Annotated in this window: 21 protein-coding genes and 1 tRNA gene; 5 read left to right on the top strand and 17 right to left on the bottom strand. The window is 46.2% G+C overall.

Translation table 11 applies throughout. The annotated features are described in order from the left end of the window. Window positions 1-206: 206 nt before the first annotated feature. From AB3Y94_RS00790 to AB3Y94_RS00745, 10 genes are all read right to left on the bottom strand, one after another. Complete coding sequence (locus AB3Y94_RS00790) at window positions 207-2,264, bottom strand: BglG family transcription antiterminator (protein ID WP_367294711.1); 2,058 nt, start codon at window positions 2,262-2,264, stop codon at window positions 207-209. A gap of 295 nt (window positions 2,265-2,559) precedes the next feature. Then, window positions 2,560-4,284, bottom strand: coding sequence for a phosphoenolpyruvate--protein phosphotransferase (ptsP, locus tag AB3Y94_RS00785; RefSeq protein WP_367294710.1), 1,725 nt, complete (start codon window positions 4,282-4,284; stop codon window positions 2,560-2,562). A gap of 21 nt (window positions 4,285-4,305) precedes the next feature. Then, window positions 4,306-6,330: a transketolase gene (gene tkt, locus AB3Y94_RS00780; RefSeq protein WP_367294709.1), complete on the bottom strand. Its 2,025-nt coding sequence runs from the start codon at window positions 6,328-6,330 to the stop codon at window positions 4,306-4,308. Between the two features lie 58 nt (window positions 6,331-6,388). Beyond that, entirely contained in the window at window positions 6,389-7,759 is a 1,371-nt protein-coding gene (locus AB3Y94_RS00775; RefSeq protein ID WP_367294708.1) for a PTS ascorbate transporter subunit IIC, read from the bottom strand. Between the two features lie 33 nt (window positions 7,760-7,792). Then, window positions 7,793-8,092, bottom strand: a complete 300-nt coding sequence (locus AB3Y94_RS00770) for a PTS sugar transporter subunit IIB (RefSeq protein ID WP_367294707.1) — start codon at window positions 8,090-8,092, stop codon at window positions 7,793-7,795. 2 nt (window positions 8,093-8,094) lie between these two features. Then, the gene (locus tag AB3Y94_RS00765; protein WP_367294706.1) at window positions 8,095-8,541 is read right to left on the bottom strand and encodes a PTS sugar transporter subunit IIA; all 447 of its coding nucleotides are present in this window, start codon (window positions 8,539-8,541) and stop codon (window positions 8,095-8,097) included. A 313-nt stretch (window positions 8,542-8,854) separates the two neighbouring features. After that, window positions 8,855-9,568 carry an aspartate/glutamate racemase family protein gene (locus AB3Y94_RS00760; protein ID WP_125683949.1) on the bottom strand — a complete coding sequence of 238 codons (714 nt, stop codon included), beginning with the start codon at window positions 9,566-9,568 and terminating at the stop codon, window positions 8,855-8,857. A gap of 5 nt (window positions 9,569-9,573) precedes the next feature. After that, window positions 9,574-10,833, bottom strand: a complete 1,260-nt coding sequence (locus AB3Y94_RS00755; RefSeq protein WP_367294705.1) for a carboxylate--amine ligase — start codon at window positions 10,831-10,833, stop codon at window positions 9,574-9,576. Between the two features lie 232 nt (window positions 10,834-11,065). After that, complete coding sequence (asnB, locus tag AB3Y94_RS00750; RefSeq protein WP_367294704.1) at window positions 11,066-12,949, bottom strand: asparagine synthase (glutamine-hydrolyzing); 1,884 nt, start codon at window positions 12,947-12,949, stop codon at window positions 11,066-11,068. 144 nt (window positions 12,950-13,093) lie between these two features. After that, entirely contained in the window at window positions 13,094-13,795 is a 702-nt protein-coding gene (locus AB3Y94_RS00745) for a Crp/Fnr family transcriptional regulator (protein ID WP_367294703.1), read from the bottom strand. A 304-nt stretch (window positions 13,796-14,099) separates the two neighbouring features. On the opposite strand from AB3Y94_RS00745, the gene AB3Y94_RS00740 reads away from it, so the two are divergent. The 3 genes from AB3Y94_RS00740 to AB3Y94_RS00730 all read left to right on the top strand — a co-directional run bounded on the left by AB3Y94_RS00740 (window position 14,100) and on the right by AB3Y94_RS00730 (window position 16,558). Then, on the top strand, window positions 14,100-15,509 hold the full coding sequence (locus AB3Y94_RS00740) for a C69 family dipeptidase (protein WP_367294702.1): 1,410 nt from the start codon (window positions 14,100-14,102) through the stop codon (window positions 15,507-15,509). 69 nt (window positions 15,510-15,578) lie between these two features. Continuing rightward, window positions 15,579-15,815 (top strand): hypothetical protein, encoded by a 237-nt coding sequence (locus tag AB3Y94_RS00735; protein ID WP_125693380.1) that lies wholly within the window; start codon window positions 15,579-15,581, stop codon window positions 15,813-15,815. Window positions 15,816-16,075: 260 nt separating this feature from the next. After that, complete coding sequence (locus AB3Y94_RS00730; protein WP_367294701.1) at window positions 16,076-16,558, top strand: hypothetical protein; 483 nt, start codon at window positions 16,076-16,078, stop codon at window positions 16,556-16,558. Between the two features lie 76 nt (window positions 16,559-16,634). On the opposite strand, the gene AB3Y94_RS00725 is transcribed toward AB3Y94_RS00730, so the two are convergent. From AB3Y94_RS00725 to AB3Y94_RS00710, 4 genes are all read right to left on the bottom strand, one after another. Further along, window positions 16,635-16,718: transfer RNA gene (locus AB3Y94_RS00725), tRNA-Leu, on the bottom strand. 51 nt (window positions 16,719-16,769) lie between these two features. After that, window positions 16,770-17,063 carry a heavy metal-binding domain-containing protein gene (locus AB3Y94_RS00720; RefSeq protein WP_367294700.1) on the bottom strand — a complete coding sequence of 98 codons (294 nt, stop codon included), beginning with the start codon at window positions 17,061-17,063 and terminating at the stop codon, window positions 16,770-16,772. A gap of 35 nt (window positions 17,064-17,098) precedes the next feature. Then, the gene (locus tag AB3Y94_RS00715) at window positions 17,099-17,596 is read right to left on the bottom strand and encodes a VanZ family protein (RefSeq protein ID WP_367294699.1); all 498 of its coding nucleotides are present in this window, start codon (window positions 17,594-17,596) and stop codon (window positions 17,099-17,101) included. 160 nt (window positions 17,597-17,756) lie between these two features. Then, window positions 17,757-20,060, bottom strand: coding sequence for a MucBP domain-containing protein (locus AB3Y94_RS00710; protein ID WP_367294698.1), 2,304 nt, complete (start codon window positions 20,058-20,060; stop codon window positions 17,757-17,759). An 809-nt stretch (window positions 20,061-20,869) separates the two neighbouring features. On the opposite strand from AB3Y94_RS00710, the gene AB3Y94_RS00705 reads away from it, so the two are divergent. After that, window positions 20,870-21,346, top strand: coding sequence for a MarR family winged helix-turn-helix transcriptional regulator (locus AB3Y94_RS00705; RefSeq protein WP_125693372.1), 477 nt, complete (start codon window positions 20,870-20,872; stop codon window positions 21,344-21,346). 279 nt (window positions 21,347-21,625) lie between these two features. Here AB3Y94_RS00705 and AB3Y94_RS00700 read toward each other — a convergent pair whose 3' ends face one another. The 3 genes from AB3Y94_RS00700 to AB3Y94_RS00690 form a co-directional block, all read right to left on the bottom strand. Further along, the gene (locus tag AB3Y94_RS00700; RefSeq protein ID WP_367294697.1) at window positions 21,626-22,249 is read right to left on the bottom strand and encodes a lysostaphin resistance A-like protein; all 624 of its coding nucleotides are present in this window, start codon (window positions 22,247-22,249) and stop codon (window positions 21,626-21,628) included. A 381-nt stretch (window positions 22,250-22,630) separates the two neighbouring features. Beyond that, window positions 22,631-22,759: a hypothetical protein gene (locus AB3Y94_RS00695; protein ID WP_367294696.1), complete on the bottom strand. Its 129-nt coding sequence runs from the start codon at window positions 22,757-22,759 to the stop codon at window positions 22,631-22,633. 40 nt (window positions 22,760-22,799) lie between these two features. Next, window positions 22,800-23,009, bottom strand: coding sequence for a hypothetical protein (locus AB3Y94_RS00690; protein ID WP_367296458.1), 210 nt, complete (start codon window positions 23,007-23,009; stop codon window positions 22,800-22,802). Window positions 23,010-23,165: 156 nt separating this feature from the next. On the opposite strand from AB3Y94_RS00690, the gene AB3Y94_RS00685 reads away from it, so the two are divergent. Continuing rightward, window positions 23,166-24,128, top strand: a complete 963-nt coding sequence (locus tag AB3Y94_RS00685; RefSeq protein WP_367294695.1) for a 2-hydroxyacid dehydrogenase family protein — start codon at window positions 23,166-23,168, stop codon at window positions 24,126-24,128. Window positions 24,129-24,186: the final 58 nt, after the last annotated feature.

Below are 24,186 nucleotides of genomic sequence, written 5' to 3'. Positions count from 1 at the left end.
AAATGCAATTAAAAAAACGTCTAGGACTAATTCCTAGACGTTTTTAGCAGCTCAAGATGTATTTCTTCTTAAACACCATTAGCGCGCAAATCAGGTGGCCCATCACGCGTGAGGTGAGCAACCTCTTCAGTTCTGACCATCCCAATACCCAATCAAAACCGGAGTGTCAGCCACCAGCAACGTGCATTGTGATATTTCACGTTTCTCTATGAAGGCAGCTGAATCGCCCGCTCCAAAATTTTGTAAATATCCTCTGGGCGGTCAGCGATCCGTAATTCTGCATACAGTCCTGCGTCCTGTAGCAATGCTAACAATTGGCTCAAAGCGTGGACGTGCGCGTCCCGGTCAACTGGTGCCAGGCCAAAGACAACGTCTAACCGACGTTCCTGACCCTGTGCAACTATGGTGGCCGGTTGCTTCAGGAGCAACAGTGACATCCCCAGGCTATTCACACCATCCTCTGGCTTAGCGTGGGCCAACATGACACCATCTTTGATCATCATGTACGGTCCTTTGGCCAATGTAATCCCCACAATCCGGTCAGCATACATCGGTTGGACCGTCCCATCGATCTGCAAAGGTACCAATGATTCATGAACCGCTGCTTGCCAATCTAATTTTCCAGGGGCAATCTGAATGCGCGCCGGCGTAATCAGATCTGCCAGCGATGGGCGACTGTTCTTCACCGCAGTCGTTTCCACCGGTGTTTTCTGGAAGTAATCTCGCAAACTGGCGGTCAATCCGTTAAAATCATCAACCCGGGCGTAATCCGTAATGATGTCAAGCACGGCATGAACTAACTTTGTCTCCTGGGAATTATCCAATAAGCCTAACTGCCGAAATTCTTGACTCAAGCGCTGAAAATCACTTGAAGTTGGAATCGCCTGGACCCACAAGGTCGGTACGTCCACTGGTGCCTGAAGTTTAGCTGTGGTTAGTACCAATTTAGGGGCACCCTGGGTCAAATCAATTTTCTGAAACTCTTCTAAACTTACCGGTTGGGAAAAGCTGATATTCGGATAGCGTGCCGATAACTGTTGATATAACAACAGACTTGTCCCCACCCCACTCGTGCAGACTAGGATAACGTCCGGCTGTTTCTCCGACTCTAGCCAATCCGGTGAGAGCCGTTTGACCTCGCCACCAAAATACACAGCAATCAGTGCCAACTCATCACTAGAAACTGGTGCGTGCAAAAACTCTTCAAACGGTTTCAACGCGTATTTGGTCAGATTCATCAAGTAACTGTATTCTAACTTCACATCCGTCAGATTGGTGTGGTGATATTGTACATTGTATTTAATTCGAAAATACGTCGAGTACAAATGAGTCGCCAAAGCCTCTAAGAACTTGTCAGTCACCATATCGATCCCCGATACAGAACTAAACCGCCGAGCTACCTTCTGCGTGGTCGTCAACAATTCTTTGGCAAAGCGGTCATCATCATTAACTTGTTGCAGCTGACCAGCCAGTAATAGTTCCCGCAGGCTCCCAATCTCTCCGGGGGTCACCTGTCCATAGTGTGACAGCAAGTCTTCACACCATTGGCTAAACCGATCTAGGGGGTAATTGTTGACCGTAGTCAGTGCGCGATCGGTATCCTGTAACCGATCTAGTAGCCAAGCTGTATACCAAATCAGTGTCTGAGCAGCGTCACCCGTGTAATAGTTACCAGTATCCGCCTGCAATTGAGATAACCGCTCCGTCAATATTGGAATGTGTGGTAACTTCTGGATCTTATGAATAATTAGTAAATTTTGCTGGGCCAACTGCCGGTAAACCCACCGGCGTTGCATCACTTCACTTCCAGCCAAAGCCTTACCATGACTCGTATTAATAATCTCCGTATCCGCCGGCAACAATGCTGGCAACGCCCGTAGATCTTTGATGATGGTATTTTTGGAAACGTTTAATCGTTCTGACAGGTTCACCAGCGATAGGTGAGCGTCCTGCTGGACCAAGTACCAGATAATCATTAGCCGCCGCTCAGCCACGTTTAACAGGGGCTGTGCTTCAGACTGGGTGTGTTGCTGCAACTCATCCAACGTAGACTGTGTCAGAAAGTAGCCCCCCTGCGAGAGTCTCTGCACATCATCCAAATCTAGCGACTTCAAAGTAGCGTTGACTTGTTTCAACCAGTAAAACACGCTACGCCGGGAGAGGTTCATTCTAGCTTCCAAATCGGCCACGGTCTTGTACTTCTTACCCTCAGCCAAGATAGAAACTAATAGATTAATTTGTCCTTTCTTACTAATGTTCAGCATATCATTACCTCAACAATCTCTCTCAACTCAAGCGACAACCATTAACGCTGGACTGGCATAATCACTTATCACCGGCCAGCCCAAGCATTACGAAACCACCTGGTGGGAGTCGAACCCATCAGACAGTGGAACCCATATCTAACTTACTCGGTCTTGATTGTACCACGCCATGCAGACAATCAGACTAAGCAACGCCAGCAAAATGGTCCTAAAAACACTAAACGCATGATGCCAATTTGCCTGGCAACCATGCTATTTAGTGAAACATTATTCTTTTAGTGCTTCCCAATCGTGGTTAAGCCTGAAGGTGCTTTTCCACGAGGTCCTTGACCTCTTCATTGGTCTGACAAGTAGTGAGGGCTTCCTCAACAACTTGTGCCCAATCAGTGGTGTCAAGATGCTTCATTTGACTCCGAACACGGAGGACAGACGTGGCACTCATTGAGTATTCGTCCAACCCCATCCCCATCAGTAGTGGAACCGCAACCTGGTCGCCAGCCATTTCACCACACATCGCCGCAATCTTACCTTCCTTATGAGCGGCATCGATCACGTTCTTGATCAACCGCAGTAAAGCTGGATTGTAAGGCTGGTAGAGGTAGGAAACGTGCTCGTTACCCCGGTCGGCAGCAAAGGTGTATTGAATCAAATCGTTGGTCCCAATACTAAAGAAGTCAACTTCCTTAGCAAACTGATCAGCGAAGACGGCAGAGGCTGGAATTTCAACCATCATTCCGAGCTTAATGTCATCTGCAACCGGAACCCCGTCGGCAATCAACTTCGCCTTCTCCTCAGAGAAGACTTGCTTGGCTGCGCGGAATTCATCCAGCGTCGCAATCATTGGGAACATGATTCGAATCTCACCATAGTGGGAAGCCCGAATCAAGGCCCGCAGCTGCGTTCTGAAGATCTCTTGCCGGTCCAATGAAATCCGGATTGCCCGATAACCCAAGAATGGGTTCATTTCTTCAGGAAGTGGCAAGTATGGCAGGTGTTTGTCCCCACCAATATCCATGGTCCGAATGACCACTGGCTTACCGTGCATGGCCTCAGCGACCTTCTTGTAAGCTTCAAACTGATCATCTTCGGATGGTAACTTGTCACTGTTCATGTAAAGGAATTCCGTCCGGAACAGACCAACTGCTTCGGCCCCGGCATCGACAACGGCGTCAATGTCGTCGGGCGTCCCAATGTTGGCCGCAACCTCAAAGTGCTTGCCATCCTTAGAAACAGATGCAGCGTCTTTGAGTTTTCGCCATTCGGCACGTTCCGCCGCGTATTGCTTGGCTTGTTCCTGATATTGGGCAATCTCATCCGCGTCGGGGGCAACCAAGGCAAAACCATCTAGCCCGTTCAAGACCAATGTATCGCCATCCTGAACTAACTGAGTCGCTTGGTCAGTTCCGACAACCGCTGGAATCTCCAAAGTTCGTGACATGATGGCCGAATGACTCGTCCGACCGCCTAAATCAGTCAGGAAACCCTTCACGTAATTCGTGTCCATCTGAGCTGTGTCAGAAGGTGTGAGATCATGGGCAATCACAATTACTGGCTCGTCGATCAATGCCGGGTTAGGAAGCGACTTGCCTAACAAATGACTCATGACCCGCTTGGTAACGTCCTTGACGTCAGCCGCCCGTTCTTGCATGTATTTGTTATCCGTCATTCCTTCGAAGATAGTAATGAATTGGTCAGTGACCTCTTTCAAAGCCTCTTCAGCGTTAATCTTTTGCTTCTTAATGAGCTCCTCAATCTGGGAAGTCATTTCAGGGTCAGCCAGAATCGTTATGTGGGCGTCAAAAACCTCAGCTTCACTTTCGCCTAAATTTTCAGCCGCCTTGTCTCGAATAACTTTTAAGTCATCCGTAGAATCACTCATGGCCTCTTCGAGACGCTTGATTTCAGCATCAGCGTCAGTAATCGACCTCTTCTCAAAACTCAAATCTGGATCTACTAAGCGGTAGGCCTTGGCGATACCAATACCGTCACTTGCCGCAATACCCGTAATTCTCTTTGACATGTAATCCTTCACCTCAAATGCTTATTCCGACTTCTTCCATAATTCTTCGTACTTCTTAACGATTGTATCCGTGTTAAAGCCGAACTTTTCGATGATTTCAGAACCCTTACCACTCATACCAAAGGTATCCACACCGATATTCGCACCGTTTAAGCCGGTGTACTTACCCCAGCCAAACGTACTGTCCATTTCGATAGAGATCCGCTTGTCAATTTGTGGTGGTAAGACAGAGTTCTTGTATTCCTCACTCTGTTGCTCAAAGAGTTCAAAGCTAGGAATAGAAACAACGGAAACATCGTATTGCTTTTCACGTAACTTAGCTTGGGCCTTCAAGGCTAACTGCACTTCGGAACCACTGGCAATCAGAATTCCATCGGAAGCTTCACTCTTAGCTGGTGAAACAACGTAGCCACCACGGGCGACATCTGCCGGATGCGTTTGTTCCAGCAATGGCAACCCTTGACGGGACAGAACCAAAACGGTTGGCTTGTCGGTCGTCTCAGCAATCGTCTGCCAAGCACCCAAAGTTTCGTGGGCGTCGGCTGGCCGAATAACGTTGACGTTAGGAATTGCGCGTAAGCCAGCTAATTGTTCGATTGGTTCATGTGTTGGACCATCTTCGCCAACCGCAATCGAATCATGCGTGAAGACGAAGGTCACAGGTAAGCCTTGTAAGGCAGCTAAACGAATAGCAGCTTTCATGTAGTCTGAAAATGTAAAGAAGGTACTCCCAAAGACCCGTGAGCCACCATGTAAAGTCATCCCGTTCAAAGCAGCAGCTTCACCAAATTCACGAACACCAAACCAAACGTTGTCGTTGGCAGGATCTTCAGGACTAAAGCGCCCTTCATCCTTCAACTGCGTCTTATTGCTGGAAGACAAGTCAGCGGCACCACCCCAGAAGTTCGGGTTGTACTTAGCAACTTGTTGCAAGATCTCTGAGTTAGTGACCCGCGTAGCAACTTCCTTGCCAATCGTTTCATCACTCAATTTAACCTGACTCATGTCCAACTTAGGACCCACTTCTGGGGTAAATTCGGCAGCCAACTTAGGTTCATTGCGTTGGTAGTTCGTGTAGAGCTCCGTCCATTCATGGTGAGCGGCTTGCCCACGTTCTTCAATCCCTTGCTTGAATTCAGCATAGGCATCTTCGGAAACGGAGAATGGGGTTTGGCTCCAGTGGTAGAATTCCTTGGTCTTCTTCATGTTTTCGGCACCTAAGGCTGCACCGTGGACCTTATTAGTCCCTGCTTGTGGTGAACCATGGCCAATTTGTGTTTTAACTTCAATAATCGTTGGTTGCGTAGCCCGCTTAGCTTCGTTAATGGCGCTGTTGATTGCTGCTAAGTCTTCGCCGTCTTCGACGAAGAGGTAATTCCAGCCAGCTCCTTTGAAACGGTAACTTTGCGTCTCGACAGAACCGTTAGCTAACGGTCCATCCAACGTAATATCGTTTGAATCGTAAAGCACGATTAATTTGTTCAATTTTTCTTTACCAGCGATGTTGATGGCTTCTTGACTGATACCTTCCATCAAGTCACCATCACCAACAATGGTATAGGTCCAGTGATCGATCAAATCGTAATCTGTGGTATTGTACTTAGCTGCTAAATGCTTTTCAGCTAAAGCCATCCCCACAGCCATACCAATCCCTTGGCCCAGCGGACCAGTCGTCGCATCAACGCCTGGTGTGTGACCATATTCGGGATGGCCTGGCGTTAATGAGCCAGTCTGCCGAAATTGCTTCAAATCATCCATCTTAACGGCGTACCCACTCATGTGCAGTAAGCTGTAAAGCAGTGCTGAACCATGACCTGCTGAGAGCACGAACCGGTCGCGGTTAATCCAGTTTGGACGCTTTGGGTCAGTCTTCATGTGGTAATTCCATAAAACATAAGCCATGGGTGCTGCATCCAAGCACAGACCTGGGTGCCCTGACTTAGCCTTTTCAATCATGTCCACACTCAACATTCTCAAAGAATTGACGGCTAATTCGTCTTTCTCTGTAAAGTTCGCTTGAACTTCACTTGTGCCTGTATTTGTCATTAACGATTACTCCTTATCCATGGACCAAAATTTTTAAAAGTTGTGACTCAAGGTTAGATTAACCTTCAGCCTTGACACCATCTTTCTTGTCTCCCTTAAGGAAGAAGGACCAGATGATAACGACGACAGTAAAGCCAATGATACCAGTGATAACAGCAGCTTCACCGTAGTGACCCAAGTTACCAAGTAAGATACCAGGTACCAAGTAGTCGGTATCGGCGAAAGTTGAAGCAGCCAACTTCAAACCACCCAGAACAGGCAGGATGAGTAATGGCAACCAACTGATCAGCAAACTGTTAACCGCGGAACCGATGATGGCACCACGACGGCCACCAGTAGCGTTACCGTAAATCCCAGCGGCACCCCCACAGAAGAAGTGACCAACAACACCTGGAATGATAACCGTGGTTCCCATACCAATCATTGCAAACATACTGAACGTCCCAACGATAAAGCTGACGAAGAAACCAATCAACAAAGCGTTTGGTGCGTATGGGAAGATGATTGGTACATCCAAGGCTGGCTTGGCGTTTGGAACCAATTTCGTTGCAATCCCTTGGAAGGCTGGCACAATTTCACCCAAGATCATCCGAACACCAGCTAAGACAACGTAGAAACCAGCGGCGAAAGTCCCGGCTTGTGTAAGTGCGTAAATTAAGAAGTTAGTTCCTGAACTCAACTTGGTTTCGATAAAATGTGGACCTGAAACGAAAGCTAAAACTAAGTAAACAATTGCCATAACTAATGTAATGGAAACCGTTGAGTCCCGTAAGAAGCTTAAGCCCTTAGGAACGTTGATATCTTCAGTAGACTTCTTAGAGTTACCGAACCACTTACCCATCAAACCGGAAGCAGCGTAACCAATGTTACCCGTATGACCCATGGCAACCGCGTCACCACCAGTAATCTTACGCATGAATGGTTGACACAACGCTGGCGTTACCGTCAACAATGTTCCTTCAAACAACCCGCCTAAAAGAATCGTGGTTGCACCGGACTTCATCCCAGTAGAGATCAGGATAACGGCGGTTAAACAAGAAACATACAACATCGCTTGACCCGTTAAGAAGATGTATTTAAACTTCGTGAACCGGGCCAAGAGAACGTTTACAATCATGCCGACAAACATGATCAAGGCAGTCGTCGTCCCGTACTGTTGTAACGCAATGGCCACAACGGCTTCGTTAGAAGGAACGACCCCTTGAACGTGCAAAGCGAACTTAAACATTGACGCAAATGGTGTCAATGAAGCTTGTAGGATTCCGGCACCACCGGTCAGAACTAAGAACCCGACGAAAGTCTTAACAGTACCTTCCATAATCTTGGTACCAGGCTTCTTTTGTAGTGCCAACCCTAGACAGGCGATTAACCCAACTAAGATGGCAGGCGTACTAACGATAGAAACAATAAAATTAATAACTGCTTGCATAATAGCTATTCCTCCAATCAAACGATATAAACACTAATCGTGCTTAATGCCTTCCTTGTCGAGTAATACGTTAAGCTTTTCTTTTAATTCATCCTTATCGATAATGCTCTTCAGAACGAATACTTTTTCCTGAGGCATGTCTGAAGCTTGTTCTGCTAAATCACTGCCTAAGAAGAAGTAATCGGCAGCGTTTACATTCATACCACCAGTATCAAAGTGGGTAACTTCGATGTTATCCGTGTCAACGTTCTCAGCCTTGAGAACGCTATCAATATTCATTTGAATCATGAAGCTAGAACCTAAACCTGATTGACATACCGCTGCAATTTTCATTATTATTCCACTCCTTTGAATTCGTTAACCAGTTCGTCAACAGTCGTTGCCTTTTCCATTCTGGCAAAGCTGTCAGCATCTTGAAGCTTCGTTGCTAATTCTTGTAGCGCTTCCAAATGCTTGGTGTTATCACTTGCTGCCAGAACAAAGAACAACGTAATCGGATGTTCATCACTGACCAAATTGATAGCCGGATCGACCTTCATCAGTGCCATGCCCATTTCGTTGACCCCATTTTCGGGACGTGCGTGAGCTAAAGCAATGTGGGGACCAATGTTGATGAACGGCCCATTCTTCTCAACAACATTAATCATTGCATCAACGTAGGATTGTTCAACCTTCCCTGCAGTTAACAAGGGCGTTGCTGCCAGTTGAATTGCCTCCTTCCAATCAATATCGCCGGCCTGTCGTACTTGGACAGTATCGGGTGTCAATAACGTTTCTAACATTCTAGTCAACCTCCGCTTCTTAAGACACCTCATACTTTAGACCGTACGGAAAGCGTTTCCAAGTGCAACTAGTGCACACGCTGTCAGTGCAAGAAGTGCACTCTTTCACTTACGCTTACATCACAAGGATAGCAAAAAACAGGCCTTCTCTGCAAGAGAAAGCCCGCTTTTATGCGATTATTCCTGAATTTGTTGACTTGTGAACGATGGGTAATTTAGGGGTCACCCCCAGTTAAAATCCATCCAATTTGACCAGTGCCTACGCTAGCAATCACCAGATAGTTGTCTAGAATCCGTTAGTTTCATTAAAAAACTAGGCTTCTTGACGACTCTTCATTGCCATTTCAATAGTCCGGTCAACTAAGACAGATTGACCATCGACAACTGGTAATTCAGTTTCGGGTTCACGTTCTTGAGCTAATGATAATTCGGTGCAACCTAAGATAACAATGTCAGCCCCTTGATCTTCAATCATTTCACGAATGATGTGGTGGAATAATTTTGCATCAACAGTATCCTTCTCTTTGATGTCATCGTAGATTAGTTGCATGGTTTCTGCTTCGATTTCTTTCGTAGGCAGAACGGGAGTCAACCCAGCCTTATTAATTTCATCTTCATAAACTTTGTCAGTGATGGTCCCCTGTGTCCCAGTAATCCCAATCTTCTTGGCATTAGGGAAACGACGTTGAACTTCTTTGACCGTTTCACGAGGCATATGCAGGATAGGAACATCCGTAGCAGCCTGTAATTCGTCGTAGAAGTAGTGGGCCGTGTTGCAAGGTAGTGTGAAGAATTCAGGGCCAAATTGCGCTTGTTGACGAATATCTTCAAGCAAGTCAACTGATGGGTTAGGCTTGCTGTGATCCAGAATGTAAGCCGTGCGGTCAGGCACAGTGGCATGGTTTACCAGAACATAATCTAAATATTCTTGATCCGCATGTGCAGGAGTCCGCTTGTTCAACAGATGAATGTAACTTTCTGTAGCCATGGTACCCATACCGCCGAGAATCGTAAAGAATTTTTTCATGATTATTACCCCTTATTTTCTGCAAAGTATTTTTTGAAGTTAACTGTGTAATTATGTTGCATCCATTGGATCAACGCCCAGCGCTTCAGGTTCATATCTTCGTCATACCGATAAGTAGTGCCGTATTTACCAGCGGCAATCAGTTTTAAAGCACGATCTTTGTCCGCATTTTCACGGGTGTACTGCTTGAAGACCTTGACAGGAACACCCATCCATAAAGCATGGGTCTTCTCGTCTTTGTTAGCCCGAACCGTTGGCGCATCAACTAATTCACCCTTAACATAATCCTTCACGACCCAATCAGCCAAGTTATACCCGGCTAAGGTCACGAAGAAACTACTCCGACCCTGACGTAAGTTGATATCAAACAACTTAAAGGTCTGATCACGGTCATCGTACTTCATATCGAAGTTTGCATAACCAGTGAATTCAATGGATTCAAGGAATTTCTGAATTTGATCATAGATGGTGTCATTGTATTCAGGAATAATCGCAACGTAATTTCCGATAGCTGATGGTGCGGGATCTTCCAATAATGGATGACCCAAACACATCATCTTCACATGATGGTGTTGGTCAACGTAAGCATTAACCACACGCATCCGACTGTCATCCCCAGGAATGAAGTCTTGCAAAATCATTTCAGAGGTGTAGCCAGCGTCATAAGCCTTCTTCAGGATGTCCCGGAATTCAGCTTCGGATTGAATCCGGTAAGCTTTCTTCCGACCATCGAAGTGGATGTCTAACCATTCAACACTGTTAGCAGGCTTTAACGCCACTGGGTAGTCAAAAGGTTGATCAACTGGCTTATCGCCCTCAACATCGGCCTTTGTAATGATTCGCGTAGCTGGGTATGGCAAGCCATACTTTTCGCAGACATCGTAGAAGCTCCGCTTTTCACTCAAGGTGATCAACAAATCATGATCAATGTATGGGCAGATGAAGACGTCTTCTAGTTCAGCCTTGTGACGACTGATCAGATCGGCATACCCATCTCCACAACCAATCAAAATAACGGGTTCTGGATGGTTAGCGTACCGTTCCTTCAGTTTCCGCATGGATTCGATCCAAACGGGATCTTCGTCAAAACCTGGAATTAATTCCAAGTTGACCACCTTCGTGTAACGCGTTGGCGCTAACTGAATACTGGCAAAGGCTTGAACAGGTTCATGGTAGAGTTCGTAGAATGACCGGGCCATCCCATAAACGTTGAAGTCACTACCTAAGAGAATCGGGGTGAATTTTTTTCCATCTTTGGTTTCCATAACGAGTAAAGTCCCTTCGTGATAACTAGATTTTAATGACTGATAACCTGAATTAAATACGTGCTAAGCCCGCAGGCTTCTCGTGAAGAATCCCGCCAGAGCAAGGTTCTTCACCACACCAATAATTAAACACATTATAAAATAGGCGTCACAGATACAATAAAAACTGCCAGTAAAGCTCTACCGGCAGTTTTTCATCGTGATTAGCAAACCGTTGCCGGTGCTTGGTCTATTAAACTTGTGTGCGGCGAACCAAGTCCACCGTCTTAGCCGTCGTCTCTTCTGGGAAGTAGACTTCATACCAGAGGATAAACGTGTAAATTGTAAAGATCTTTTGCATGCTAGACTTACCGTTGATGTGTTCGTGAAGAATGTCCATCAAGGCGTCCGTGTTAAAGAATTTGTGGGCCACGTCAGAATTAAACGCTTCGATGATTCGGGACTTGTAAGGTTCCGTCTTGATCCACGTTGCAATTGGTGATGGGAAGCCCATCTTTTCCTTCTTAGCAACCCGCTCAGGCAACTCTGCCTCAGCCGCTGTCCGCAGAGAAATCTTGGTCTCATCAGCCCGAATCCGCGTCTTAACCGGCATTGTAGCAGCAAACTTCGCCACTTCTTTATCGACTAATGGTGTCCGTACTTCCAGCGAGTTTGCCATACTCATGCGGTCAGCTTTGTGTAAAATATCAAAAGGCAACCACGTATTGATATCAAAGTATTGCATTTGCGTCATTTCATCTAAATCCTTAACGTCATCAAAGAAGTGCTTGGTGTAAGCACCAGCATCTTGGTTGAGACTAGGATTCTTCAGAATCTTGTTCCGGTCATGATAGTCAAAGACATAATTGACCCGGTAGTAACGTTCACTCAATGGTTGCGCACCACGGACCAAGAACCGCCGACCATGGAACCGAGGGAACTTTTCAGCAATCCCCCCAAGCATCTTTCGAATCCCTTTAGGAACCCACTTCTGGTAACGTTCGAATGGAATAGCTTCGAGGTAGGTGTTGTACCCACCAAAGAATTCATCAGCACCTTCACCAGATAAGGCCACCTTCACGGACTCACGCGTCCCCTTCGACAGGTAATACAATTGCATAGCTGAAGGGTTAGATAAAGGTTCATCCATGTAGTACATAATCGTTGGCAAGATATCAAAGTAATCATCACCGGTCATGTACAGTGGCGTGTTCTTCTGCTTGATTTCCTTAGCAAATTCTGAAGACCAGCTCAATTCACTGTACTTAGAGTTCTTAAACCCTAGGGAGAACGATTGAATTGGTTGTAGTTTAGAAGCTTCATTCAAAACGTAAGAAGAATCGATCCCACTGGATAAGAAACTCCCAACTTCAACGTCGGCAATCATATGTGCCTTAACAGATTCATCAACGATCCCACGAATCTTCTTAGCATCTTCTTCAATCGTTTGGCTGTTGTCGATATGATCATAACTAAACTTGAAGTAACGATGCGTCTCAGTTTCACCATTGGCATGGTGCAAGAAGTATTGACCAGGCAATACCTTGTAAACATTCTTGAACATGGTATCCCGTGAAGGAATAAACTCAAAACTCAAGTGAATTGGTAAGAGTGCTTCATTGAATTCCTTCTTAAAGTTAGGGTGTTCCAAGAATGACTTGATTTCTGAGCCCCACATGAATGACTCACCGTCATCGTAATAGTAAAGGGGTTTGATACCAAAGTGGTCCCGGGCACCAAAAACTTCATTTTTAACTTGATCGTAGATGACGAAGGCGTACATCCCCCGTAACCGGTCCAACAACTTAGGACCCCAAGCGTCGTACCCGTGAATCAGAACTTCTGAGTCCACGTCCGTTTGGAACTTATAACCAAGCTTCAATAATTCTGCCCGAATTTCTTGGTAGTTATAAATTTCACCATTAAAGGTTAAAACTTTTGTTTGATCATTGTTATACATGGGCTGCTTACCATGCGCCAAGTCAATAATTGACAGGCGCCGGAAACCCATTACGGCTTGTTCATCATGGAAGTAGGCCTCATCATCGGGCCCCCGGTGCTTGATCCGATCCGCCATATCATTAATTGTTGTGGTCGGAACGTCCTTTTGATTAACATAGCCAACGAATCCACACATGTGCGTATCCCCTTTTTCATACGTAAAATCTTACGACTTAATTAGTTGTTCGTTAAACTTAAATAATTCACAATTCCCATTTTAGCAAATTTAATTTGTGAATACCATATTATTAAGGATTCTTAAGGGATAGCTATTGATTCCCTATTCTGGGGCTACGGCAGCTAATTCATCAGCGTTCGTCACCCGCACTTGACGCCGACCAACCGTTTCGATTACCCCATCAGTGGTTAATTGCCGCAACTTTCTACTCAACGATTCGGGCGTCATGCCCAAATAAGCAGCTAAGTCCTGCTTACTCATCGGCAAGTCAAACGTCCCCGTCTGGTGGCCACTCAACTCCTGCAGGTAGCCTGCGAGTCGAGGCAAGGCATCTGGAATAGCCAGCAGTGTTGCTTGCCGCTCAGCCGACTTCAGCCGGTCTGCTAGGGCCCCCAGTAAGTTCATAGAGAGTTCTGGCATCCCCGCAATCAGCTTGGTCAGTGACTGACGGGAAATTGTGCAGAGTTCCGTCTTCTTAGTCGCTTCAGCGTAAGACGAATGGATTTCATCAGTAAATAAGGCAATCTCACCAATAAAGTCGCCAGGATTCAGAACCCGTAAGACCTGTTCACGACCATCGTCCCCTAAATGATAGAGTCGAACTTGACCAGTGTTGACGATGTATAGGGTCTGGGACACTTCTCCCGTACTGAAGACGGTCCCCCCCTTAGCAGCGTGAATCGGGCGCGTGACCTGGGCAACGGAAATCAGTTGTTCATCGGCCAAGCGCTGAAAAATAGGCACCTGTGAAACACACTCTAATTCCCGTTCAATCGAATGTTCATGCTGGTGCGCGTGATCCATGACGACATCTCCCTTTCTAAATAACCAGTGAAGCCACAGTCCTAGTGGCCTCACCATCATTATACTCATAATAGCAAACTAAATCGGGGAACCGGTTAAATCCGCTCAACAATCTCATTTATGCTATAGTACTAACTGTTGAAAACTTCGACTGCCAATTGAACTTTTTATAAAAACATTAGTGTTTTCTTGTGTCTTACCGGCCGCTAGCTATGAACTGAAACGGTGCAGACACAACCCAACAGATTTAAATTGGACTATCATATAACTCGCTAACACTTAACCACCTTTAAGGAGGAATTCTATGAACCGCCACACCCATCAAGCCTGCACTTCATTTTTAGCTGGCAAGCTCGCCACCATTGATGGCAGTACCTTGATTGCACGTAATGAAGATAACTTCGTCGCCATTTGGCCCAAACGAGCCCTGAAACACGCAGCTGGCGCAATCAATGATTCAGACTTTATTTCCAAAAATAATGGCTTTCACACCCAGCTTCCAACTCATCGCTTTGCCTACACCGCCACACCCGACACCGACTCCAGCGAAGGTTACTATGAAGAGAGCGGCATCAACGACCAGAACGTGGCCATGAGTGCCACCGAAAGCGCCTATACCAACAGCCACGTCCTTGGCATCGATCCGTTGGTCACCGATGGCATTGCCGAAGACGCCATGTTGACGGTCGTCCTCCCCTACGTCGATTCGGCCCGGGCTGGAATCCAACGACTGGGCAACCTGGTCACGAACAATGGTGCAGCCGAAACCAACGGCGTACTCTTCAGCGATACCGAGGAAGTCTGGTACATGGAAATCGTCAGCGGCCATCACTGGGTCGCACAGCGTATCCCAGATGATTCCTACGCTGTGGTAGCTAATCAATTAGCCATTGAAGACATCGACTTCACAAACACCCACAACTTCATGACCTCACCAGACATCCGCCACTTTGTTCAGGCCAACCGTTTAAACCCGGACGGTAACCGCTTCAACTCGCGGCATATTTTTGGCACCCACAACACTGACGACGCACACTACAATACGCCCCGTGTCTGGTACGGTCACAAACTCTTCACGCCCAGTGCTTTCGAAGAACCCATCAGTATGGAACTGCCCTTCATTCAACATGCCGAACATAAAATCAGCGTCGAGGAAGTTGAAGCCTTCCTGGGATCCCACTACCAAGAAACGCCGTTTGATCCGCTGGGACACGGGACGGATGAAGAACGGCATCGGTTCAGAGCCGTCGGACTGGCCCGTACGCAAAACTCCCACATCCTTCAACTACGACGCCACGTTTCACCCCTCCTGACCGGTATTATTTGGCAGTGTTTGGGTAACCCTGCGTTCAGCCCGTATGTGCCTTTCTACGCAGCTGGCGACCAATTTGGCACGGATTGGTCGGCTATTAACACTGACTACAGTCCGACCAACCCATACTGGGCAGCCAAACTGCTTGACGTGTTGAGTGAAGATCACTTCCACCAGAATCGCAAGTTGCTCTCTGACTTTCAAAAGAAAACCCAGATTGCTGGCCTACATCGATTAACAACCGGTGACGCCGTCGAGCAACCAACGCCAACTACCCTGGGATCGTTCAACGCGGCTACGGCTGATGAACTAGCACAGGCTATCCACCAACAGACCGCAAAACTCGTCCAGGCCAACGCCGAGCAGTCCCAACTGACCTTCACGATGGACCAGAACCTGTAAATTGATATCGTTTTCACGCCAAATGCGCTATAATGAAATCAGCAGCTAGCTTCGAAAGGAATGATAACGATGGATGAAGTAGTATTATTCAACCCAGGTAATTCAATTGGTAACTTTCATGATTATCACGAAGCCGTGCAGACGGCCCAGATTTACCGTGATCGGCATCTTGATTCTGGCCACGTCCTAGTCGTTAAGAGCGAACACGGCGAACCTTCATTTGATATCTTTTTAGCTGAACAACAACTAAAAGACCAGAAGCAACCGTCAACGACGGAACGCTACACTGTTTCCAAGAAACTTTAATTTAAATATAAAGGGGGTTGGGACGAAAGTCCCAACCCCCTTTTTGTGCTCCGAACATACATGGTCGAAACGTGTGCCAAAAGGCAGTCAATAGCGATAAAGTTCTGTCCAAATAAGTCGACTTATAATTTTGTCACCCTATTGGCGGATATTTTTGATATGCTTAACAATAGGAATCTAGAATAGACTTATCTTGACTGATAAACTACCGAGCAAGACATCATATTCATAATTACACTTACATAAGGAGACGCTCACTCATGAACAAATGGCTATCAACATTATTCGCTGTCATCATCCTCTTTTCTTTGACGGGCTGCACCAGCCAGGTGAAATCGGCCGGCAAACCCAGTGCAACTAACCAACGAATCGCCCGCAACGTAGTGAAGAAACTTGGCCACTCAGAAGTCACAGCTAAGGTTGAAACGGATGTTGTCGACAATCAATCCAAAAAGGACAAACGAGGAGACCAACTCCCTCATCAACAGATTCAGGTCATCTTTAAAAACCATGCCACCATCAAAAAGGTCGAAGCTGCCCGGACCAATCTTCAAAATAACAGTGCTACCAAGGCTGAAAAACGCCTGGTTCGGAACTATCAACGGATCATTAGCGAGGCTGCGCTACAATTAAAAGGCCACGATGTGCTGTTATTAGGTTACACGGTCAAAACTTCCAACAGTATCGCTGTCATTGCCGAATCCCGAAATGGTAAGGACATTGTGCCTGAAGTCGTCGTTTAACCTATTTCCCTAAATACGCAAAAAAAGTCGCTCGCTGAATAAATTCAACGAACGACTTTTTATTAGTTATTCATGATGCCCCGAGCAGGATTCGAACCTGTACTTGGTCTCCCAAACAGCGACCTGAACGCTGCGCGTCTGCCAGTTCCGCCATCGGGGCAACTCAACAACAAATAATATATTACACTAAGTCTGTATAAAATGGAACCCCTTATTCAGATTTTTTTTGATTTGGAAATTTGACCGCCGTTCCGTAACCGTGAACCACGATAAACTTAGGAGCGACGTTCATTTGAGCAATTTCAGTATTGAACCGCACCTCAATCAAACCATCTGCTCCCATTGCCTGAGCCTGCTTCATCAAATCTTGCTTTACCTCATCAAATAACCCATCGAACAGGGAAAATTCATCCGGTTTCTCCGACCGTAACATCGTATGGGCTGTCGCCGTTAAAATCCCTTGAATTGCGTGGGCCCGGTTCAACCCACCAGTGGTCATAAACATTCTATCTCCTCCTCACAACGCTAATCAACACACGCTCAATTTTGTTGCTGGTGACGTTGAACGAACCACCAGCCTGCTGCTCCAATCATAACGCCCAAACAATTGGTAATCACATCATTAATGTCGACCCACCGGCCTAAACTGACGACCCAATTGCCAAGGGCCTGACCAGCTTCCAGTGTCAGCCCAGTTGCCAGACCAACTGCAAACCACTGTCGCCAACGGCTCCGGCGATGGTTTAACTGCCACAGTATGCCTTGAGGTACTGTCATCAAAATGTTCAACCAAAACGAGGCGTCCATGCTAGCGGCCTGTAAGGGGTGGATGACCCAGATTCCTCCCAACCACCAGTGCGTCGTAATTTCACCAACGGTGCCGCCGAAGTTCAGAGCCACGGGCGTCCAGGTTAAGGTAGCTAGTCCCCAACACCCCAGCCACCACAACGCTTGCCGGTACTGTCGGCGTGAGATTGTCCGAAAAATCAAGCTGACCCAAATCAGACTGACAACACCATACGGTAACCAACGATTCATACGCACCCTCCTCAATATTTATAGTATACCGACTTCTTCAGCCAGCGACAATAAGAAAAACCAGTCACCTTTCCTCGCCGGTACTTATCTTTGCTAGTGTAATCACCACAAAAAAAGCCGAGACCATTGTCCCGACTCCCATGGTTACAAATTCATCAATCTATTCATGACGTCGCTTTTGCCAACCAGCTAAACCTAGTACCCCCATCAGGGAGGCTAATCCCGCCGCCACGATACCAACACTAGATTGTTCATTGGTTTGTGGCAAGGTCGTCTTAGCTGACTGCTGCTGAGCCACACTCTGACTCCCGGTTGCCAGGTTGACTGTCTGAGCGCCCTGCCCGGCACGAGCAACCGTGCTCTGCCCCTTTTGGTGAGCACTAGCAATCACTGCAGCTTGTCCGTCAGTACGCGTCTTCTCAGTTTGACCCTTCTGCTTAGCCGTTGGCTTATCTGCTGGATCAACCGTGGCTGCACCGCCACCAGCCGTGACAGCGCTATAGGTAAAGGTAACCGTCGTACCATTAGCCGTGTAAATTCCGGAAGCTTGACCACTGCCATTAACCTGATAACCATCGATACTGTCTGCATTAACCGTGTAGCTGTCGCCAACCGCACCAGTTTGAACCCGTTTGCTGAGTACGTTACCATTTTGGTCAACGTTAATGATTGTGACTGTTCCCAGTGTTTCACCCGGTTTAGGCGTTTCTGGCGTCCCCGGATCAACCGGTGGTGTCGTCATTTGGTTCTCAACGGTAAAGGCCACCCAAGCATTGTACTGACCACCGGCATCACCGGCCGTCATCACCCGAACAACATAGTTGCCGGACTTCGCCTTACCGTTAGCTAACAGTGAGAATCCTTGCGCATTCTTCGGATCAGCCACTACCGTAAACCAATTGGATGCATCCGTTTGCGTCGCAGCCCAAGCTGGATAATCTGTGATACCAGCCGTATTGCCACTCGTGTAAACAATCGTCACACCGTTGCCAAAGTTGCCAAGGGTGTTCTTCACAGTCTTGTCTACCTGACCAGTCGTAAAGTCCTGATAACTGATGACATTAGTAACTGGGTCAAGGCTTGATTGACTGTTCGTCAATGTAAACTTACCGGCATTTAAGGATTGACCACTTGCACGAACGTCACCGTACTCCTTGCTTGCAATTGACTCTGGTGAAAGTCCCATTGAAATCATGTTCCGAGCGTAGTCGACGGAGTGCAAGTTAGCAGCACTTAAGTCTGGCAAGTCTCCAGTCAACAAGTTATCGCTGAAGTCTACGGTGGTCAATTCTGGCGTCCACGTTCCGATTGCCGGGATGCTCCCAGTCAATTGGTTATTGTTTACTCTGAAGAAACTTAGCTTCGGCAGATAAGCGTATGGAACAATCGTGCCCTTTAAGTTAGCGTGATTAAGGTCAACAAATTCCAAATCTTGGTAACTAGACAGGTCTGGCATCACATCGGCTACGGCCGCCGTATTGTCCAAATGCGTTAGACCTAAGAACTGAAGCTTCTGATTACCAGACAGGTACTTTTGGACGATCTCATTAGCCGATGAGTTCCAAGTCGTCCCGCTAAAGTCAATCTGGAAAGATATCAGATTCTGAGCAAATGCGAATGAAATCATTTCTGATTCAGGCACTTGGAATGTATTCGCGCTTAAAATAAATTGATTCAAAACAGTAAAGTACTCCAGTCCAGTCAAGTCGGTAATTGGTCCCTTTGCAGCGACTCCAACCTCACGAACGTTGACGCCGGCCTTAAACCCAGCGTAGTTCACACAAGTCCACAAGTTGCTGTCATTGATGGCTTGAGTCCCACTGTAATATTGGTAGTTCAAATTATCTTCAATTAACTGACGAAGGTTTGCATCCGGCAACCAAATTGACGCATCTTGATTATAAATATCTGCCTGGTCACCAGCTACAGTCCCTAATAAAACAGGCGCTGCTGGTGCTGCCATTTTGGCCATCTTTTTAGGGGCTGTTTGTCGCTCATTCTCAGGTATGACATTCTCGCTACCTTGCTTAAAGTTATCACCATTCTGAACAGATTGTTCTTCCTTTACCGGATTAACCACTGGTTTCTCTTGTGACGGTTGCGTGTCCCCTGCTTCAGAAACAACTGATTGTTGCTCTGACTTGGATTCCGTCGTTGCTGGCACATTGTCGTTAGCGCTTTCATTTTGATCCTGTCCAGAACCTTCATTTTGATTCTGTTCAGTTGCTCCCGCTTGATCACCAACTTTAGGCAGGGTAACTTGTTGTTTAGGCTTAGCCGCTTGATCACCAACTGCAGCCGATTCAGCCGTGCCGTCCGTAGCCGCATCCGCCTTGGCAGTCGTACTGATACCTGTCACACCTAGTCCTAATGAAATAACTGTAATGCTGGCAAAAACCCAGCGTTTGCCTGCCTTGTAGCTCTTGTAATGTTGCTTCGTTTCACCCAAAACACGCCGTTTCATGATAGCATCCTCCTTGTGAAGTCTGCCACTATATGTAAGTGGCTTCCCTAGTAAGCACATAGATTAAACTAATCGAGTTGGCAGATATCTGATCAAGCACAACTTTCTAAATCGAATAATTCATAAAACATTTTGCTCACACATTTACTGATTTGGATAGTTTGATTACACCCTTATTCTACCTGATTTATAGTAAATATCAAGCATAATTGTATAGGCACATAACTGATACCCCCATGTTACTTAACGAATATTAACAATCTCTAATGGCAAGCAAAACTATCGCCTGATAAAGTTTTCACATTGTGAGGCCGATTTTGTCAGGAAGTCACTCAGGACGGGATTTCTTTATATAATTTCACTGATTTTACTTTTCTTTTACAATAGGTCTGCTATACTTAGAATGGTTAGAAAGATAACTAACTTAGACTGATGCTAGCTTATTCTTAGTGTCATTTTTGATAATTCGTTACAGTGACGATGGGAGTCTTTAGAAATAAATTCAATCGAGATTATTTGGTTGAATAAACGTTAATTTCCACGATATCTTAGCCGATTGTCACGACAAAAATGCCCTAAAACAAGCTTTTTGATAAATAAAATCTTATTTCATCAATAATCATTGTGATTAGTTATCATTCTGCCATACAATTATTCTGAGGTTACGTTATCGTGAAATTGTGGTCATGCATCAGTGCTTTTTCGTTAACGGTTCATTAGAATATCAATAATTAAAGGTTTATTGCTTGCCAGCAACAATTTAATTGTATACAATACTCTTCGAAAGTACCTGAAAGGAGGCCTGTGCCATGCCCAAAGTTTCCCCAGTTTTACTGGACGAACAGTTATGTTTCTCTATCTACTCGGCCAGCAAGAAATTTAATCACTTTTACCAAAGTGCGTTGGCACCTTTTGGTTTAACTTATCCGCAGTACATCGCAATGCTGGTGCTCTGGGAAGATGCACCGTTGACGGTTCATCAACTTGGCGAACGCCTTGAGCTTGATAGTGGGACATTAACCCCTCTTCTCAAGCGCCTTGAGAAGCAAGGATGGGTCACACGTGTTCGGAGTCGAACCGACGAGCGTCAAGTGCTCATTCACTTGACCGAAACCGCTGAAGCTAAGCGTGATGAAGTCTACTCCCGGATTGGCCAATGCCAGACATTATTAGGAATGACGGACAACGAGATCGACAGTATGATGACCGAATTAGTCACCGTCAAAGATCAACTGGATACCGTAAGTCACCAACGACTGATTGCTAAAGAAGTCGACAAAGATTAGTTTTTAGGAACCAACGACCATTCGGTCGCTGATTCCTATTTTTTTACTCGTTAAGCGTTCCATACTAGCCACCAGATTCTGAAGCCAGTTAACCCCATCGTTCCGGCAGTCAGCTGTTGGCACTAAAAAAGCGGACCCCTCACTGACCCGCTAACTCATTTTAGACTATTCGGTTTCCTCTCAAGCGATAATTGCACGATAGCCACACTATCTTGACCTTGTTGCCGAAACCCAAACCAACAGTCAACACCTAGCCTAATTTCTGACGCAATTTCCTGATTAATGCCCTAATGTCGTTAACATGATAGCAACTGCAATCAGGTTATTAAATGCGTGCATCAGAATCGTACTTTGCAACTTATCAGTACGTTTATAAACGTAGGCGAAGGTCCCTCCCATCACAGCGTAAATAATCCAGCTTATGGGATTATTGCTGGCATGGGGAATGGAAAAGATAATCCCACTAATCACAATGGGTAGCCAAAACGACTGCGCCGAGAAACACCCGTCAATTAACAGACCTCGGAATGTCAGTTCTTCAATGATTGGCGACGCACAGACCGCTGTCACCGCTAAGAGAACCATCGTCAGTGTGCCCCGATCCATCAGTGTCGTAATTGTCTGATTGTTCTGCGTGCTCGTTTCATGGTAAAGCAGTTTATTCAACAATCCCAATACAATTTCTGCGAAAATCATAAACGCGTAGCCCTTAACCATTAACCCCCAATCCTGGCCAGTTAGACGCTGCCACTTGGGATGTAACCTATGATACTGCCACCCGCCAATCGCAATCGTTACCGCGAAACCTAACAGGTAAATTATCGCCCACATTCCCCGATCAAGCGTCGTTCCGTGGTTTAGCTTAAGTAGTGGTAGTTGCACCACACTTACTAAAAATATCATTAGGATGATCCAACCCCAACTCATGAAACCTCCGACTTTTGGCTGATTCTTTTGCACAATATTCGCCCTCTCTTTTTTGTTACGCTGGCTAACTAACTCGGGTAAAGCCTATTAATAAGCGACAAAACGTTGCTTTATATTAGTTAGTCAAATCGATTTTATGAATTATTTATTTTTTAATAGCATTTTTATATAGAATGCGGTACTATATGGTTGCGGGTAAGTTTAGCTTACTCGTGAGGCTTCTGTCCTCATTCAACAGACAGATTTCATTTTACTCCCCCAAAGTAGATGAAATTTTTTTACAACATAATCCCCCAATTATGTTGTAACCTTACTCTTTGGCCATTGCGATTTCTCGTAATGGCTTTTTTTATTGGGTCAGGAACAAAAGTATCGGACCCCTTGGGTGCTCCGAACATACATAATCGAAACGTGCAACAAAGGACCATCAACTACGTTTAACCCATCCAAGACCAGGACCATCCGCCCATCGATGATAAGGCTCATTGACTGATCATCTTTTGGTTCACTCTCTTACTTGTTGATTTCATTCGTCTTCGTCTGAATCCTCAGACTCAAGTGACGTCGACCGGGACCACAAAAACCAGAATAATCCCAGATTGACCAATGTACTGAGTGTTAACCCACCAAACCCAAGTAATGCTTCCAACCAAGCAACCAACTGTAAACTCAGCATCAACCAAAGGGTGCCACCCACCAGACCGGCAGTCAGCAAAACCATTAGCACGATAGTCACAATTTTCAAGGTTCTCCACACCCCTTTCTCAGAATCGCTGTTAAAAGCTTACCACGTTTGCCCCGACATTTCGACGATAAATCCCGGATGGCGTGCTTTCTCCGATGAAAGCGAATACAATGGCAGTAGTACCTATTCAATGAAGGAGTGACATGTATGAGTCGTGTATTTGTCAGCGCACCAATTCCCCAGTCGGCCCTCGACATTTTAAACCAGGCGGGCTTGACAGTTGAAAGTTATACCGGTGATGGCTTAATTACCAAAGCTGAACTCTTGCAACACGTTGCTAACATTGACGTCCTGATTACACCACTATCCACTCAGGTTGATCAAGACATCATCGATGCGGCACCCCAATTAAAGCTAATTGCTAACTACGGTGCCGGTTTTAACAACATCGACACAGCGTACGCCAAAAACAAAGGCATTCCCGTCACCAATACCCCCAAGGTCTCCACGACTTCCACAGCAGAGGTGACGATCGGTTTGATTATCGCTCTAGCTCACCGAATCGTTGAAGGTGACCAGCTGATGCGAACTAAAGGGTTTGCCGGTTGGTCCCCACTCTTCTTCCTGGGTCACGAATTAGCAGGCAAGACTCTAGGCATCATTGGCATGGGCCAGATTGGACAGGCTGTTGCAAAACGCTTGGCTGCATTTGATATGCGGGTCATCTACACCCAACGCCATCCCCTACCGGCCGCTACGGAAGCCAGCATGCACGCTTCTTATGGCACATTAGATGAAGTCTTAACGCAGAGTGATATCTTAACCATTCACTGTCCTCTGACTGAAGCCACGCATCACTTATTAGGGGCAACGGCCTTCAAACAAATGAAGAACTCCGCAATGCTGATTAACGCCGCGCGTGGTCCCGTGATCAATGAAGCGGCGTTATTAACTGCCCTGCAACAAGGCGAATTAGCTGGTGCTGCTCTGGACGTCTACGAGGCGGAACCACACGTTGACGACGGTTTTAAGACGCTAAACAACGTCATCTTGACACCCCACGTCGGCAATGCTACCGTTGAAGCTCGGGATGCCATGGCTGCCATCGTGGCTAACAATGCAGTTAGAGTTGCAACAGGCGAGCAACCGTTATACGTCGTCAATCCTTAATCGCCTGATGTTTGTGGTAATCATTTTACTGGCCACAGACATCTATGACTTCAGCAAT

Source organism: Levilactobacillus yonginensis (assembly GCF_964065165.1).
GTDB lineage: Bacteria > Bacillota > Bacilli > Lactobacillales > Lactobacillaceae > Levilactobacillus > Levilactobacillus yonginensis_A.
The sequence above is the reverse complement of the archived record's forward strand: the minus strand, read 5'-3'. Positions and strand labels throughout refer to the sequence as shown.

Coding starts and splice junctions, on each gene's coding strand:
- AB3Y94_RS00790 (WP_367294711.1), bottom strand. CDS start 2,264: ATGCTGAACATTAGTAAGAAAGGACAAATTAATCTATTAGTTTCTATC.
- ptsP (WP_367294710.1), bottom strand. CDS start 4,284: ATGTCAAAGAGAATTACGGGTATTGCGGCAAGTGACGGTATTGGTATC.
- tkt (WP_367294709.1), bottom strand. CDS start 6,330: ATGACAAATACAGGCACAAGTGAAGTTCAAGCGAACTTTACAGAGAAA.
- AB3Y94_RS00775 (WP_367294708.1), bottom strand. CDS start 7,759: ATGCAAGCAGTTATTAATTTTATTGTTTCTATCGTTAGTACGCCTGCC.
- AB3Y94_RS00770 (WP_367294707.1), bottom strand. CDS start 8,092: ATGAAAATTGCAGCGGTATGTCAATCAGGTTTAGGTTCTAGCTTCATG.
- AB3Y94_RS00765 (WP_367294706.1), bottom strand. CDS start 8,541: ATGTTAGAAACGTTATTGACACCCGATACTGTCCAAGTACGACAGGCC.
- AB3Y94_RS00760 (WP_125683949.1), bottom strand. CDS start 9,568: ATGAAAAAATTCTTTACGATTCTCGGCGGTATGGGTACCATGGCTACA.
- AB3Y94_RS00755 (WP_367294705.1), bottom strand. CDS start 10,833: ATGGAAACCAAAGATGGAAAAAAATTCACCCCGATTCTCTTAGGTAGT.
- asnB (WP_367294704.1), bottom strand. CDS start 12,949: ATGTGTGGATTCGTTGGCTATGTTAATCAAAAGGACGTTCCGACCACA.
- AB3Y94_RS00745 (WP_367294703.1), bottom strand. CDS start 13,795: ATGGATCACGCGCACCAGCATGAACATTCGATTGAACGGGAATTAGAG.
- AB3Y94_RS00740 (WP_367294702.1), top strand. CDS start 14,100: ATGAACCGCCACACCCATCAAGCCTGCACTTCATTTTTAGCTGGCAAG.
- AB3Y94_RS00735 (WP_125693380.1), top strand. CDS start 15,579: ATGGATGAAGTAGTATTATTCAACCCAGGTAATTCAATTGGTAACTTT.
- AB3Y94_RS00730 (WP_367294701.1), top strand. CDS start 16,076: ATGAACAAATGGCTATCAACATTATTCGCTGTCATCATCCTCTTTTCT.
- AB3Y94_RS00720 (WP_367294700.1), bottom strand. CDS start 17,063: ATGTTTATGACCACTGGTGGGTTGAACCGGGCCCACGCAATTCAAGGG.
- AB3Y94_RS00715 (WP_367294699.1), bottom strand. CDS start 17,596: ATGAATCGTTGGTTACCGTATGGTGTTGTCAGTCTGATTTGGGTCAGC.
- AB3Y94_RS00710 (WP_367294698.1), bottom strand. CDS start 20,060: ATGAAACGGCGTGTTTTGGGTGAAACGAAGCAACATTACAAGAGCTAC.
- AB3Y94_RS00705 (WP_125693372.1), top strand. CDS start 20,870: ATGCCCAAAGTTTCCCCAGTTTTACTGGACGAACAGTTATGTTTCTCT.
- AB3Y94_RS00700 (WP_367294697.1), bottom strand. CDS start 22,249: ATGATATTTTTAGTAAGTGTGGTGCAACTACCACTACTTAAGCTAAAC.
- AB3Y94_RS00695 (WP_367294696.1), bottom strand. CDS start 22,759: ATGAGCCTTATCATCGATGGGCGGATGGTCCTGGTCTTGGATGGGTTA.
- AB3Y94_RS00685 (WP_367294695.1), top strand. CDS start 23,166: ATGAGTCGTGTATTTGTCAGCGCACCAATTCCCCAGTCGGCCCTCGAC.